The following is a 14,221-nucleotide window of genomic DNA, read 5'->3' on the forward strand; positions in this document are numbered from 1 at the left end:
TTAAACGCCCGACTAAACGGAACGGATATACAAGGATTGGAATATATAAATCTCACAAAGGGAGTAAAAAGACCTATCATACTGTCAAGAAGGAAAATGAGGAGTTGTCGTTAAAGGACAACTCATTACTTTATGATCAAAAACGCCAATTATGGTCTTCCTTTTTTTACATTCTGAGCTTTAAACGCTTTTCTATTTTCTGTTTGATAACCGTTAAACGCTTCATGATATCCATTATTTTTGCGTCTTTCTCCTTCTTATAGACTTCATTTAATTCCAATATTAATTCCTTAGCTTCACGAGAAAGGGCTACGCGGTCACTTGTAGAAAGTGACTTCATCTTCCTTTGTTCAAACTCTAGTGCTCTATCTATTAAATCCATATTACGAAATTATATAATTCAGTACTTAAGTTAATTTTTCTATTTTAATTTATCCATTTTAAACCGATGTTGCGGAATAACAAATTGGCACTCTTTAGCTAGCAATCTATTATCGGTTCTTAACATTATGTCCCAATATAAAAATATTACTTCATTTCTCCCAATAAAGTACCGTTCTCAATTCCTGAACCAATCAAATTTACAATAGGTTTAGCTCACATTAAAGGCTGTTAAAAATAATTTAACAAAAGCATCCTCTGTTGAATTTTTTATTTACCTGAGGATAGAACAATAAAGCTGTAAGTTGATAATACATTGTTTTCAAATTATTAAGATGCCAATCGGTCTATCATTCCCTTAAAAATAAAACCATGAAATGGTAATACACTATACCAATATAATCTCCCTGCAACTCCCCTTGGTCTAAAGGTAGCCGTCTGTTTTAGAATATTATCCTCAATTTTAAATTCTAACCATGCTTCTCCTGGTAATTTCATTTCGGCATATAAAAGCAATTTTTTCTGGGACTTATCAGCAAAAATAACCCGCCAAAAATCGAGCGCATCACCCACTTCCAAATGGGTTTCACTAGTCCTCCCCCTTCTTAAGCCAATACCTCCTACCATTTTATCTAAATATCCTCTAATTTTCCATAAAAATGTACCATAGTACCATCCGGTACTACCTCCTATTGCCCATATTTTATCAGTTGTTTTCTGTACGTCGATAATTGCACGTTCTTTATAATCTGTAAAACAACCATATTTTGGCACATTCACATATTTATGAAAATCCTCTTTCAATCGGCCACTACTTATGAAAGAATCTTTCCAACTAGAGACAATACTATTTTGTTCTATCTTCTCGAACGCTAAGGCGACTGCCTCTTTATAAGGCATTGGTTTTACATGCAGCAACTGATTTATATTGCTGGGTTTCCCTACAATTTGCACGCCCATACTATCTACTAAATTAGAGGCCAATTTATAGGAGGTAGAGGTTACAAAATATAACCAATAAGAAGAAAGCTTGGGTGTCATTACAGGAACCGTAAGTATATAGCGTTTTAAATCTCTCACCTCTGCAAATTCTAGTAACATCTGTTTATAGGTTACTATTTCTGGTCCAAAAATATCATATGAGGTATTATAAAGTCGTTCATCCCCCGCTGCCTTAGATAAAAACGCCAAAACATCCCTAATAGCCAAGGGCTGGGTTTTCGTATTTAGCCATTTTGGGGCAATCATAATAGGAAGTTTTTCTACCAAATCCCTAATGATTTCAAAGGAAGAACTCCCAGAGCCTACAATTATACCCGCTTTAAAAATTGTAAGCGCATAGTGGTTTGAAACTAGCGCTTCTTCAACATTTTTTCTCGATCTAAGGTGTTTGGACAATTTCTCTTCGTTTGTTATACCGCTTAAATATATCACCTGTTTCACCTGTGTGCTTTCTAATACCGATTTAAAATTAATAGCACATTTCTCCTCTAGCTTTTCAAAATCGCTAGAAGTATTACTCATAGAATGAATTAGGTAATAGGCTACATCAATATCCTTGGGAATATTGGTAAATGTTTCCGGTTTAAGGAAATCAACTTCCACAATCTCAATCTGGTCATCGTCCCGATAGCTACTAACTGCGCGCTGTTTATTTCGCACAGCACATACCACGTTATGCCCGTTTTGCACCAACAACGGAATAATTCGCTTTCCAATATATCCGGTTGCTCCTGTAACTAGTATTTTCATTTACTATTGTTTCTATCCTTCAATTAGAAGTATTGCTATTGAATCAGATTTACAAGATCCCCTCTATTGAGGTCTTATGTATTAGTTAAAAGCGAGTTTATAAAAAACCTGATTGTTTAAATGTATATAAACCCAATAGAATCACACGTATAATGCCTCATTATTGTTATCACAATCACAATTATCTTTGATGCATAACCCTTATCTTCCATCCAAATGACAAGGCTTAACCCTAAATTTTGATAGAACCGATAATAAAAAACATTCCTGCACATTCCAATTCTTAGCAAAATCATAAAGTTCGCCGTATTGGGATTTTATGTAACAATTGTTGCAAAGGATAGTTATTGTTTTTGGTATGTTTGGAGTCGCAATGAAAATAAATCAAATCATATCAGTACTATTATTGACTTTGTTCCTAACAAAGTTTCTTGTTGTAGATGCTAAGATCCTTTCCGTGGTAATGCAGGACGATCAGATAGTGTATGTAAATCCATTCTGCAAGAACAACAGGGACAATAGTTTAGCATCTACGAAACTAATATCGGATACATCTCCAACTGAAACCATCTTGATGACGGTCCCCTGCTCTACTGTTTTTCAGTTAAAAAGTCAGCAATGGGAACCCATAGCGCAAGATTTATTACATTTTACATTTAATTTTGAGCTTCCATTTGTTGATGGTCTCTACTACGATAGAAATTACCCGCCTCCAAGAATTGCTTAGTCTTAAGCATTAATATTCTGAAAATCATTCGGTCAAACACTTATTGCCTTACCAAAGCATACGCATTGGTGAATAAGGATGTACTACTTTATTATTACTAATAAACTAAAAATGAATCATAAGATTGAAATCGACCGTAGTTCGGTACAATTATTACGGATAGCCGTAAGCGGGATATTCTTAGTTGCTGGACTAAACCACCTACTACAGCCCGATAACGTAGTAGGGCGAATTGAGTTGGCAAGCTATAAAGATTTCGCCTATTTCTTTGGCGATCCCACCCTATTAGTTGTTCTATCCGGTATTGTTATGCTCCTTGCAGGAATCAGCTTCCTTATTGGCTACAAGACCAAATGGGCGGCACTAGTTCTTATTGCAACTTTAATTCCTATAACCATAACAATCCAAATTGGACAAGCAAGCACCTTAGGTCCTTTATTTAAGAATATAGCCATCTTTGGAGGCTTGCTATTCTTTGTTATGAACGATACTAGCAATTCAATTAAAAAATAAATTTATGAAAATTAAAACATTGCTAATACTTGCGGGAGCATTCTTAATGCTACCCTTTCAAATGAAGGCTCAAAATACAGCGCCTAACGTAAACTATACGGCACTGGTTAAAAACAGCAATTCCTTAACCGGGGTGATAGAAACTGCCGAAGAACTGATGATAGCCAACCCGAATAATTTTGGTGAATTTCAGATTGTTTTCTGTGGTAAATCTATTCATCAAATTACGGACGCACAGATCATGAATCCTATTTTAAATCGGATAGATTCTAAACCCATAAAGATAGTTGCCTGTGGATTCTCACTCAACAAATTTAAAGTGGACCGTAGCAAGGTTCCACAAGGCATTCAAACAGTCGAAAACGGTATCTTACACCAATTGCAACTTTTAAAGAAAGGCTATTTAAACCTTGATTTGTAAATAATATAAACCATAATTAATTTAATTCCTGCATTGCACTGCATGCATTTAAAAAAATAAAATCAGATGAAAACTACATTTTTAAGAACCTCTATTCTAATCCTTACCTTTATTCTTGGTGGCACTATAAATGCCCAGGAAAAGAAAACTAATCATTATGCAGTAATGACCACTAAAATTCAACAACTAAAACCCATTACACTAGCTTCAGCCTCTTTACTAGAAGAAGACGGAGATTTATTTGGGAGTTTTGAAACCATTATTTACGGCAAGGAAGTAACCTCCTTAACAGATAAAAAGTTGATGGAACCGTACCTAAAAATGGCTAAAGAAGCAAAAGTAACTTTGGTGGTCTGTAAAATGGCACTAAATAAATTCCAAGTATCAGAAAAGGATATCCCAAAAGAGTTCAAAGTTGTACCCAATGCATTTACCTATTACCTACAGCTTCAGAAAAAAGGAGTTATGGGTTTAAGCCTTTAAGGGTTTAAAGTTTATAACGAAACCACAATTGTAAACATAGAATAAGATGAATAAAAAAATGAAAAAGGAGATATGGCAATGGGTTGGAATAATAGCCGTAGGCCTTATTCTATATACCACTGGACTACATACAGAGGTAATTGGTTTTGCCCAGCGTGGTCTTTTGGCAACCGGAATAATGAATCCGAATGTAAATAAAGAGAAATTGTCGTCAAACGAGGCTTCTTACCCTAAGGCGGACTTTAATCTAGACTTTGTTAATAGTAAAGGGGATCATGTATCTATGGAAAAATTTCGAGGAAAAGCCATATTTATCAATGTATGGGCTACATGGTGTCCCCCATGTATTGCAGAGATGCCAAGCATTAATAAGTTATATAACGAGGTAAAGGATGAGAATGTGGAATTTATAATGTTGTCCGTGGATGATAGTTTTGAGAAGGCAAAAGCGTTTAGGGAAAGAAAAGGATATGATTTTGAAATTTATCAGCCTAATGGTCCTCTCCCACAAATGTATCAATCCAACAGTATTCCTACCACTTTTGTAATTGATGCGGACGGTAATTTAGTGATGACCCACAAAGGGATGGCCAATTATACCACTAAAAAATTCAAAGAGTTTATGCGGAGTATACAATAACTGTATAATGTAATTCTATTATAAAAAAGGGAGATTCTTAATTGAACCTCCCTTTTTTATATCACTTCTTCCAGCCTTCTGAAAAGCACTCTTTTTTGAATCGTATTCGATATAATAAAATTAAATCTATGAAACAAACTCAATGTTTTACGGAAAAAGTGCCATGTACCCCTCGTTTTCTAGCAAGCAATTGCTTCTGATAAAAAGTGATCCTAATACCGAATAACAAAAAGAAGCCTCCAATAACCATCTGTAATGAAATAGTTTCATCTAATATCAACCAAGCCAAGAGGGATGCTATAACAGCCTGACCAAGGAGACTAACTGACACTCTGGTAGCTCTCATATGTTTGGTGGCATAACTGATCAACAGCCACGCTAATAGCTGACATACGACCCCTTGCACCACTAATACCAACCAACCAGCATCGGAAAAGCCCGTAAATGGCTCTCCAATTAGGAAACTAAGAATACCTAATCCAACCGCGGAAGACATTAAGGTGATGCTTAAAAAACTCACCACATCTACCTCGTTGAGGATCTTCTTGCTCAATAACATATAAACGGAATATAACATCCCGGATAAAATGGCCAAACCAAAAGCAAGATCAAAATCTAAATTAATAAAGGTATTAAAGCCTACCAACATAACCATTCCAAAAATGGCGACCATAGTGCCTATCCAGAAATTAGTGGTCGGTTTATCCTTTAAAAAGAAAAATGCGCCAATACCTACCCAGACCGGAGATAAATTGGTAAGCAAAGTAGCTTGTGTAGCCGTAGATTCTTGAATGGCTACATTCCAGACCGCCACATCTGCACCAAAAATTAGACCGCAAAGAATAGCTGAAAATAATAGTTTAGTAGAGGGAATCTTTAGCTTCCTGGTAATTAGCACATACGGCAAAATTAAGGACGCAGCAATTGCCATTCTATAAAATGCGGAAATTACCCCTGGGGTAAGGTTTAGCTTTACTAAAATCGGGAATATAGATATACAGATTATCCCCATTGCCAAAGCAATTCTCGCCTTATTCATCTCTAAAAAATTATTGTCTATAATTGGTCTATACTTGGATTCTCACAACTTTCAGCTAAGTCCCCACACCTACATCTACCCACTAAACTTAAACTTCATTAAAAGACCCTCGTATTCATTAAAAAAAGAATGTGCGAAATTAGTAAAAATGAAGTCATAGATATCTTCCTATATATCCAATTATTTGTTAATTATTACCCAATCACTTTCAATTAATATAAACACTCCTATCTCAACCTTTCATATAAATAAATAACTGTTAATGAGTATACTAGAATCCCCAATATTGTGATCAGTTAAAATGGATACTTTTCTACCCTTAGATTATACCTATCCCGAACAAACCTAAATAGATGTCCATAAATATTTTCCTTAAATTAGCTTTTAAATAAAATTCTTGTCATGAGATCGATCCTTTTCTATTCCTGCTTACTTCTAGGATGCTTTTATCAATTATCTGCCCAGCAAATAGACAAGAGCTTGGAGAAAGGATTAAGGGAGCTTGTTAGCGATTTTAAAGGCGATGTAGGTGTTTATGTCTACAACCTTACAACCAATACTGTGGCTGCTATTAATGCCGATACCATTTTCCCCACCGCTAGCATTGTAAAGGTTCCTATTCTAATTGGTGTTTTCGATAAAATACATAAAGGAGCGCTTTCCTTAAACGACACTTTGGTCTATGATGATAAACGGGCCTATGGGGGCGCTGGATTGATGCAATTCTATAAGGATAGTACAGTAACCGATCTACGGACTCTGATCTCACTAATGATTACCATGAGCGATAATACCACTTCCTTATGGTGCCAAGAACTAGCAGGTGGAGGGGAAACAATAAATGCTTTGATGGCCAACTTAGGGTTAAAGCATACTCGTGTAAACAGTAGAACCGAAGGGAGAACTAAAGATTGGGATAAATATGGATGGGGACAGACCACACCTAAGGAAATGGCTTTCCTATTAACAAAAATCCGTAACCGAAAGATGATAAATGCAGCGTCTAGCGATGAAATGTATCGCGTGATGAGTAATTCTTTTTATACTGATTATTCCCTATCCCAAATTCCGCCTTATATCCAGACGGCCGCTAAACAAGGAATGGTAAACACATCCCGATCAGAATTAGTGATGGTAAACGCTCCTACGGGAGATTATGTTTTTTATATCGGTACAAAAAATAACAAAGATGCCTCTTGGGGTTTTGATAATGAAGCATGGCAGCTACAACGAAAAATATCTGCCTATCTATGGAATTATTTTAATCCAACATCGGATTGGAAACCAGCGGAGAAGTTTCAGGATTTGGTAAGGGATCTACGGTATTAGCTACATTTCTACCTTATTCCTTGGCAAAAGGATTTTTGAAAAATAAAATATGGAAGAGATAGGGAATATACTGTCTACCCTTAATTATCAGCTTCTACCACTTCCCTATTTGCAATATGTTTTGCTACCACACTTAATACTAATATTTGAAAAGCGTGATATATCATCAATGGCAACAAAATAATCCCCATAGTAGCCATATGTCCGAATATTATTTTAGAAAAGACGGTCCCATGTACCAATGATTTTTTTGTGCCACAGAACTGGGCTGTAATCTGATCTTCCCGGTTAAAGCCCAAACGTTTAGCAACAAAACCAGTTAGGAAATAGGCCGCAAGGAACAATACCAACACCGCAAAACAAATAATTACAAGATCTAGCACAGAGACCGATCCAAAAATATTTTCTTCAAAAGACCCCGCGAAACTCTTGTAGATGATCAGCAAAATAATGGACTTATCAAATAAAGCGAGTTGGCCATTATATTTTTGTACAAAATGGCCCAAAAACCGCTGTAACAAAAGACCCAGAATTACTGGAATAATAATTTGAAGGATGAGGCTAATATAAATATCCGTAAAATCAAAGTCGGATTGGGCATCCTGAACAAAGAGCCCCATCCATATTGGTGTTAGAACTATACCGATAATTCCAGAAATACTGGCGTTAAAGATAGCCGCTGGAACATTCCCTTTTGCCATGGAAACCATTACTACAGAAGAAGAAACAGTTGATGGTAAAGCCGCCAAAAAGAAGAAGGCCAACCACAATAACTCTTGTTCCTCTGTTTGCAGCATTGGTCTAAAAATCAAAACTAAAAACGGAAACAGTAAAAAGGTGGAGGCATGGACCAACACGTGCAACTTCCAGTTTTTTAATCCTGCCTTTAATTTATTCGGACTCAGTTTAAGTCCATAAAAAAAGAAAATAAGGGAAATCCCTATATCACTTATTGTGTCTAAGGGAATATCACTCTGAGTTGAACCCCATTGCGGGAAAAAATAGGCAATTCCTACTACAATTATAATGGACAGAACAAACTTATCAATCTTCATTTTCATAAATAAATTTCAATACTACTAGAGCTTGTTTCATAAATCCTTAACTATCAGTTTATATTTCATTTTAAAGAAAAATAAAATAAAAGGAAAAAATTGTTACGCTTTAGCTTTTAAATTGCCAAAGTTAATGGAAATCAAACTAGCAAAACCATCGAAAGAGAAGGATATTAAATCATCTAGTTTTTGGTTCCATTTTGTTTAACTCCAATTCACAAAAAGAGGGAGTCCAGTATTCTAATCATCGGTGTCCAAGCATTTATAATCAAACTTAATTGTGTTATGTGAAGTAGCGCATTAATATTTTTTAATAACCTTCCAATTCCGTAATTTCATCGCCATATTTCAATATAAAAGAAAGAGCTAACCCATGGAAATGGTGAAAAGAAGGTAGGCTACTTATCTTTTGGTTCAATAAATAAAAAACTGAATTTTATGAACATTATTACGTGGAACGTTAACGGTATTAGGGCCGTGGTTAAAAAGGATTTTTATGAATCAATTTCCCAACTAGATCCAGACATCCTTTGTCTACAGGAAACCAAAGCACAAGACGATGAAGTTACGGAGGCCTTAACCCCAATGACGGACTATCAGGTAAATATCAATTCTGCGGAAAGAAAAGGATATTCGGGAACAGCTGTACTATCCAAACCTAATCCTTTAAGTACGGTTAATGATATGGGAATCCCAGAACACGATATGGAAGGCCGGGTACAGTGTGTAGAATATCCCGATTTTTATTTGGTAAACGTGTATGTTCCCAATTCGGGTCAAAAATTGGTCCGATTAGATTACCGCAAAAAATGGGACGGAGATTTTCTAGCCTACTTAAGCAATTTGGAAAAAATTAAGCCTGTTATTGCTTGTGGAGATTTTAATGTCGCCCATAGGGCCATCGATTTAAAGAACGACAAGTCTAACTACAACAAAACGGCCGGTTATACTCAGGTGGAAATAGATGGAATGGACAATTTTATTGCCGCTGGATTTGTGGATTCCTTTAGATTACTACATCCAGATACCGTTGCCTATACCTATTGGAGCTATCGTTTTAAAGCAAGGGAACGTAATACAGGCTGGAGAATAGATTATTTTTTGGTGAGCAAATCCCTAAAAGATAAAATTAAGTCTGTAAAAATATATAACGAAATTATGGGGTCCGATCATTGCCCTGTAGGTTTGGAAATAGATTTATAACAGTTAATTGCCTCAGGGAAAACCATTGAGTCGTTCTACAGCTCCTACCATAGTTCGACGCCTGCCTAGACCGAACGGGCAGGCATACATCGAAACATTCAACTCTCGGATAGTGAATAAAATGGCTCCATAAAATTTGGAGCCATTTAGCATTCTATATATTGTAATAATACGGATTTACAGAATTATTTCTTTGCGAATTCAAAGACCATATTTTTGAATTCTTTAAAATCCATCGTGAATAGGTGGATCTGTTCGCGTAAATCAGTGTGTTTTTCAACATATTCACCCGCAGTAATTCCCTTCTCTCCTTTAACCAACTTGGACAAATGCTTTTCATGGGCTATAATATCTTCAGTTAGGTAATGAAAAAGGCTTTTATGAACCTTATCTAGATATTGAAGCATTTCAATTTTCTCTGAGTGAATGTGCTCTTTTTTATCCAACAAATCAGCGAAAAACCTAGATTCATCCGTCCAAAAGGCAATAATATTCAACCAATCCTTACTTTCTTGATGCAGGATATCCAATCCCCTTCCAGAGATTGAATCGGACATTTCCTTTAAATCTGTTTTTTTCATAAAAATAACTTTAGTAAAACAATCCGATTATCCCCTTACTAGTTAACAGGAATTCAAAATTCATTAAGCCTCTATTAAATTAATAAAATTAGGCTACCCGTAAGCATAATCTTTAGGAGAATGCTAAGATTAAAATTCACCCCTTAATTTAAGGAAGCCGATTTTAATAATATAAACTCACTTAAATTTACTTGATCTATCGCTCCAATAAGCTTTTTATCTTCAATTACGGGATAAAAGCCGTGCTTTTCCCTTCCTATCATTTCCATAACTTCGGTTAGATTTGCTGCTGCATCAACGGTTTTAAAGTGTTTCTGCATAATTTCCTGTACCAATGCGCAAGGGGTTTTGGCATTCTTAATAATATCTTTATAGCATACTATTCCTACAACTTCATCTTTATCCATCACTATAAAATCTTTTTCTGTACTAGCCAATAATAGATCTATCACCTCTTGCAGGCTATTGACCGGACTTAGTAACGTTATATTAGTTAAGGTTGCTTCCTTTACCAAATGCCCTTTTAGTAAGGAAGTCCGTTGTACCATCTGATTCTCTGCATACGCCCCAAAGAAGATAAAAAGCGCTATCAAAATCAGGAATGGATTGTAAAAAAGTCCCAGCACAAAAAATACTACAGCTAGAGTCTGCCCAATACCCGATGCAATCCTAGTAGCTTCTACACGTCCCAATCTATAAGACAATAAAGCTCTAAGTACTCGGCCTCCATCCATGGGAAAGGCGGGGATCAGATTAAACACCACCAACATTATATTAGCTATAAAAAGGTAGAGAAGAAAGTTTGACAGCGAAGGTGTATAGAGAACTTCCGTCATCTCCGTAGCACTAAGGCCTAAGTAGTATTTAAACGGAACTACTAGCGCTAGTAAGAAGGCGATAACCACGTTTACAGCCGGACCCGCAATGGCTACCAATAACTCTTGCCCTGGTTTTTCTGGCATTTTCTCTAGACTGGCAACTCCCCCAATGGGTAGTAACAGAATGTTTTTTGTCTTAATATTATATCTCTTTGCGGTGAGGGCATGACCCAATTCATGTAGCACAACACATCCGAAAAGAACTAGGATCAATGCTTCGTTAAGTAATATTCTGGTTAAATCTGCACCAGCTTGGATCTCTATAAAGGCAACCCATACCAACAACAAGGTAAACGTCCAATGTACCTTTATCTTAATTCCGGAAACACTTCCTAAATTTAATGCACCCTTCATAACTAATCTGTTTTAAACCAAGGTATTTTGAAATCCGTCGATTAGCAATGATTTTTATCATAAAGAGGTCGGGGGATGTAGAAAAGAATGTTATCTATCCAGGAAGAAGTAATGCAGGATAAGTAAAAGTCTCTACACCTCTTATGTATTGCCACCCATAGTGTCCACATATTATAGTTACATCAACTTCCAATTAACACGTCCATAACCATTGTTATTTTTTTTACATTTGGTACATGCAACTTTTTCTTTCAGACAACAGTGTTTTTAATTTAATCTCGGAAGGTATTTCCGAGGGAATTATAGTAGTTAATAAGGAGCAGATAATTGTAGCCACTAATTCGGCCGCAGATGAAATGTTCCTTTATGATAAGTCAAAACTTATCGGTCAACCCTTGGAGACTGTTATTCCCCGAAGGTATCATCAAGGGCATGGTGCACATGTGAATAATTTTGTCGCAAAAAGCAAAAAGCGTCAAATGGGCAAAGGGCGGGATCTTCATGGGATTCGTAAGAATGGGGAAGAATTTCCTGTAGAGGTAGGGCTTAATCCATTTAAAATTGACGGTGCCACTTTCGTAATGGCTTTGGTTATTGACATAACCGAACGAAAAATAAAGGAAAAGGAACTAAGTCATTGGTTTCGAATTTTCGACGAATCGTTAAATGAGATTTATGTATTTAATGCCCAATCATTTCTATTTGTTGATGTAAACAAAGAAGCACAACGCAATATGGGCTATTCCTTGGAGGAGTTTAAAACCATGACGCCCTATACTATAAAACCAGAGATCGATAGGAATCAATTTTTAAAACTGGTAGCCCCTTTGCAAAACAATGAAAAGGCTAAAATTAAGTTTGAAACTACTCACCAAAGAAAGGACGGTACTCTTTATTCGGTAGAAGTGCACCTACAGTTATCGGCTATGGGGGACACAAAGGTATTTGTGGCCATAATATTGGATATAACCGACCGGAACAATTATACCGAAAGGCTAGAGCGCAAGGTAGAAGAGCGTACCATACAACTTACAGATGCATTGGCCAAGGAAAGGGAACTAAATGAACTTAAAACCCGATTTTTATCCTTGGTTTCCCACGAGTTTAAAACTCCTTTAAGTAGTATACTAACCTCTATTACCCTTCTGGGTAAATACACACAAACAGAACAGCAAGATAAACGGGATAAGCATGTGACCACTATTCGAAGTAAAGTTAAGTACCTAGATGCTATTCTAAACGACTTCTTGTCTGTAGAAAGATTGGACTCAGGCAATACAAATTATAAGTTAGAAACTTTTCCATTGAGCAAAGTGATTAATGAGGTGGTTTATGATGCCAATATGTTGCTGAAAATTGGACAAAAAATTAATTACCCTGAGGACATAGACGATCTTATAATTGAATTTGATCCCAAAACCCTAGAGTTGGCGTTATCCAATCTTGTAAACAATGCTATAAAATATTCTCCTGAAAATGCGACTATAGACCTGAACATTAAGCATGTAGACACAAACATTGTTATCAATGTACTGGATGAAGGCATAGGAATTCCCGTGGAGGAACAGAAACATATTTTTAATCGCTATTTTAGGGCAGAGAATGCCCTATTGACACAAGGTACAGGAATTGGACTCAACATTGCAAAACAACATTTAGAAAATTTAGGAGGAACGCTGGAGTTTTCCAGCGAAGAAAATAAAGGTTCCAATTTTACCATTATAATCCCCATATCACCTATAAACAACATCTAATGAAAACAATTTTATTAATAGAAGACGACAAGGCCTTACGTGAAAATACCGAGGAGTTATTAATGCTAGCAGATTATTCCGTAATCACAGCATATAATGGAAGAGTAGGGATTACAATGGCCAAGGAACACCTTCCTGACATAGTTGTTTGTGATATTATGATGCCGGAAATTGATGGTTATGGGGTGCTACGGGAACTGTCGTCTGATGAAAAAACCAAACAAATACCTTTTATTTTTCTATCGGCAAAAACCGAGAACAAGGAAATACGCAAAGGAATGGCCTTAGGTGCGGACGATTATTTAACTAAGCCATTTGAGGAGGAGGATCTGATAAACGCCATAGAAAGTCGTTTAGCCAAAGTAAAACTATTACAACGTTCCTCACGATCTGTGGCTCAGGCTGATGAGGATATCAACAATCAATTGAGAACCTTGCCTCAATTAAGACAGTTTTTTCAAGATAATGGGGAGTTGATCACATTTGATCAAAGTGATATTATATACGAGGAAGGTGATCGGTCTAATCTGATTTATCTAATAACTAAGGGGCTAGTGAAATGTCATAGCATGGATGAGGAAGGAAAGGAACTTATTACCTCCCTTAATAAGAGCGATGATTTTTTAGGCTTTACCTCCTTTTTGAATAATGTCCCTTATATGGAATCGGCCACTGCATTAGAAAAAACAGAAATGGTAGGTATTCCCAAAACGGACCTCCAAGAACTCTTGGAAAACAATAAAGAAATTTCGCTACAATTAGTAGAGCTCCTAACAGGAAACATTAGTGATATTAAGGCACAGCTACTGCAAATGGCCTACAGTTCGGTGCGCAAAAAAACCGCCCAAACCCTTCTTCAGTTCGCTGAAATTATGGACAAAAGAACGGGAGATGATATTAAAATATCTCGCAACGATCTAGCAAGTGTGGCTGGTATAGCCACCGAAAGCCTAATAAGAACACTTTCTGGCTTTAAAAAAGAGGGACTAATTGCAATTGAGGGACGCAATATCAGAATAAAAGAATTAAAGGCATTGCAGTTTATTAATTAGCAATTTGGCTCTAAATAAAAAAGGTTAATAGTGTGAGGAATGTCATATTTCAATAGTTT

15 protein-coding genes are annotated in these 14,221 nt (G+C 36.3%); 9 read left to right on the forward strand and 6 right to left on the reverse strand.

Annotated features, from left to right (window positions below):
* Nucleotides 1–166 precede the first annotated feature (166 nt).
* Together G466_RS0112375 and G466_RS0112380 are read right to left on the reverse strand one after the other, a co-directional pair.
* The gene (locus G466_RS0112375; protein ID WP_026813947.1) at nt 167–382 is read right to left on the reverse strand and encodes a hypothetical protein; all 216 of its coding nucleotides are present in this window, start codon (nt 380–382) and stop codon (nt 167–169) included.
* A gap of 329 nt (nt 383–711) precedes the next feature.
* Complete coding sequence (locus tag G466_RS0112380; RefSeq protein WP_026813948.1) at nt 712–2,133, reverse strand: SDR family oxidoreductase; 1,422 nt, start codon at nt 2,131–2,133, stop codon at nt 712–714.
* 373 nt (nt 2,134–2,506) lie between these two features.
* Between G466_RS0112380 and G466_RS0112385 the strand changes: the two genes are divergently transcribed.
* The 5 genes from G466_RS0112385 (at nt 2,507) to G466_RS0112405 (ending at nt 4,917) form a co-directional block, all read left to right on the forward strand.
* On the forward strand, nt 2,507–2,860 hold the full coding sequence (locus tag G466_RS0112385; RefSeq protein WP_157373865.1) for a hypothetical protein: 354 nt from the start codon (nt 2,507–2,509) through the stop codon (nt 2,858–2,860).
* Between the two features lie 111 nt (nt 2,861–2,971).
* Nucleotides 2,972–3,373 (forward strand): DoxX family protein, encoded by a 402-nt coding sequence (locus G466_RS0112390; protein ID WP_026813950.1) that lies wholly within the window; start codon nt 2,972–2,974, stop codon nt 3,371–3,373.
* A gap of 4 nt (nt 3,374–3,377) precedes the next feature.
* Complete coding sequence (locus tag G466_RS0112395) at nt 3,378–3,794, forward strand: hypothetical protein (protein ID WP_026813951.1); 417 nt, start codon at nt 3,378–3,380, stop codon at nt 3,792–3,794.
* A 66-nt stretch (nt 3,795–3,860) separates the two neighbouring features.
* Complete coding sequence (locus tag G466_RS0112400) at nt 3,861–4,277, forward strand: DsrE family protein (protein ID WP_026813952.1); 417 nt, start codon at nt 3,861–3,863, stop codon at nt 4,275–4,277.
* Between the two features lie 58 nt (nt 4,278–4,335).
* Entirely contained in the window at nt 4,336–4,917 is a 582-nt protein-coding gene (locus G466_RS0112405; protein WP_240488302.1) for a TlpA family protein disulfide reductase, read from the forward strand.
* A gap of 139 nt (nt 4,918–5,056) precedes the next feature.
* Here the strand turns inward: G466_RS0112405 and G466_RS0112410 are convergent, their stop codons facing one another.
* Nucleotides 5,057–5,956 (reverse strand): DMT family transporter, encoded by a 900-nt coding sequence (locus tag G466_RS0112410; protein WP_026813954.1) that lies wholly within the window; start codon nt 5,954–5,956, stop codon nt 5,057–5,059.
* 402 nt (nt 5,957–6,358) lie between these two features.
* On the opposite strand from G466_RS0112410, the gene G466_RS21975 reads away from it, so the two are divergent.
* Nucleotides 6,359–7,285, forward strand: coding sequence for a serine hydrolase (locus tag G466_RS21975; protein WP_034235510.1), 927 nt, complete (start codon nt 6,359–6,361; stop codon nt 7,283–7,285).
* Nucleotides 7,286–7,365: 80 nt separating this feature from the next.
* Here the strand turns inward: G466_RS21975 and G466_RS0112420 are convergent, their stop codons facing one another.
* Entirely contained in the window at nt 7,366–8,346 is a 981-nt protein-coding gene (locus tag G466_RS0112420; protein WP_026813955.1) for a bile acid:sodium symporter family protein, read from the reverse strand.
* A gap of 432 nt (nt 8,347–8,778) precedes the next feature.
* On the opposite strand from G466_RS0112420, the gene G466_RS0112425 reads away from it, so the two are divergent.
* Entirely contained in the window at nt 8,779–9,543 is a 765-nt protein-coding gene (locus tag G466_RS0112425) for an exodeoxyribonuclease III (RefSeq protein WP_026813956.1), read from the forward strand.
* Nucleotides 9,544–9,728: 185 nt separating this feature from the next.
* Here G466_RS0112425 and G466_RS0112430 read toward each other — a convergent pair whose 3' ends face one another.
* Together G466_RS0112430 and G466_RS0112435 are read right to left on the reverse strand one after the other, a co-directional pair.
* Entirely contained in the window at nt 9,729–10,124 is a 396-nt protein-coding gene (locus tag G466_RS0112430; RefSeq protein WP_034235513.1) for a hypothetical protein, read from the reverse strand.
* A 143-nt stretch (nt 10,125–10,267) separates the two neighbouring features.
* Nucleotides 10,268–11,356 (reverse strand): site-2 protease family protein, encoded by a 1,089-nt coding sequence (locus G466_RS0112435; protein ID WP_026813958.1) that lies wholly within the window; start codon nt 11,354–11,356, stop codon nt 10,268–10,270.
* Nucleotides 11,357–11,592: 236 nt separating this feature from the next.
* Here G466_RS0112435 and G466_RS0112440 point away from each other — a divergent pair, with 236 nt between their 5' ends.
* On the forward strand, nt 11,593–13,110 hold the full coding sequence (locus tag G466_RS0112440) for a sensor histidine kinase (protein ID WP_026813959.1): 1,518 nt from the start codon (nt 11,593–11,595) through the stop codon (nt 13,108–13,110).
* Nucleotides 13,110–14,162 carry a response regulator gene (locus G466_RS0112445; RefSeq protein WP_026813960.1) on the forward strand — a complete coding sequence of 351 codons (1,053 nt, stop codon included), beginning with the start codon at nt 13,110–13,112 and terminating at the stop codon, nt 14,160–14,162. The genes G466_RS0112440 and G466_RS0112445 overlap by 1 nt, the downstream gene beginning before the upstream one ends.
* The last annotated feature ends 59 nt before the right edge of the window (nt 14,163–14,221 follow it).

The sequence above is a fragment of the Arenibacter certesii DSM 19833 genome, assembly GCF_000429545.1.
In the GTDB taxonomy this organism is placed as follows: domain Bacteria; phylum Bacteroidota; class Bacteroidia; order Flavobacteriales; family Flavobacteriaceae; genus Arenibacter; species Arenibacter certesii.

Bases quoted from the DNA above. Each gene is read 5' to 3' on its own strand.
- G466_RS0112375 (WP_026813947.1), bottom strand. From the start codon at position 382: ATGGATTTAATAGATAGAGCACTAGAGTTTGAACAAAGGAAGATGAAG.
- G466_RS0112380 (WP_026813948.1), bottom strand. From the start codon at position 2,133: ATGAAAATACTAGTTACAGGAGCAACCGGATATATTGGAAAGCGAATT.
- G466_RS0112385 (WP_157373865.1), top strand. From the start codon at position 2,507: ATGAAAATAAATCAAATCATATCAGTACTATTATTGACTTTGTTCCTA.
- G466_RS0112390 (WP_026813950.1), top strand. From the start codon at position 2,972: ATGAATCATAAGATTGAAATCGACCGTAGTTCGGTACAATTATTACGG.
- G466_RS0112395 (WP_026813951.1), top strand. From the start codon at position 3,378: ATGAAAATTAAAACATTGCTAATACTTGCGGGAGCATTCTTAATGCTA.
- G466_RS0112400 (WP_026813952.1), top strand. From the start codon at position 3,861: ATGAAAACTACATTTTTAAGAACCTCTATTCTAATCCTTACCTTTATT.
- G466_RS0112405 (WP_240488302.1), top strand. From the start codon at position 4,336: ATGAAAAAGGAGATATGGCAATGGGTTGGAATAATAGCCGTAGGCCTT.
- G466_RS0112410 (WP_026813954.1), bottom strand. From the start codon at position 5,956: ATGAATAAGGCGAGAATTGCTTTGGCAATGGGGATAATCTGTATATCT.
- G466_RS21975 (WP_034235510.1), top strand. From the start codon at position 6,359: ATGAGATCGATCCTTTTCTATTCCTGCTTACTTCTAGGATGCTTTTAT.
- G466_RS0112420 (WP_026813955.1), bottom strand. From the start codon at position 8,346: ATGAAAATGAAGATTGATAAGTTTGTTCTGTCCATTATAATTGTAGTA.
- G466_RS0112425 (WP_026813956.1), top strand. From the start codon at position 8,779: ATGAACATTATTACGTGGAACGTTAACGGTATTAGGGCCGTGGTTAAA.
- G466_RS0112430 (WP_034235513.1), bottom strand. From the start codon at position 10,124: ATGAAAAAAACAGATTTAAAGGAAATGTCCGATTCAATCTCTGGAAGG.
- G466_RS0112435 (WP_026813958.1), bottom strand. From the start codon at position 11,356: ATGAAGGGTGCATTAAATTTAGGAAGTGTTTCCGGAATTAAGATAAAG.
- G466_RS0112440 (WP_026813959.1), top strand. From the start codon at position 11,593: ATGCAACTTTTTCTTTCAGACAACAGTGTTTTTAATTTAATCTCGGAA.
- G466_RS0112445 (WP_026813960.1), top strand. From the start codon at position 13,110: ATGAAAACAATTTTATTAATAGAAGACGACAAGGCCTTACGTGAAAAT.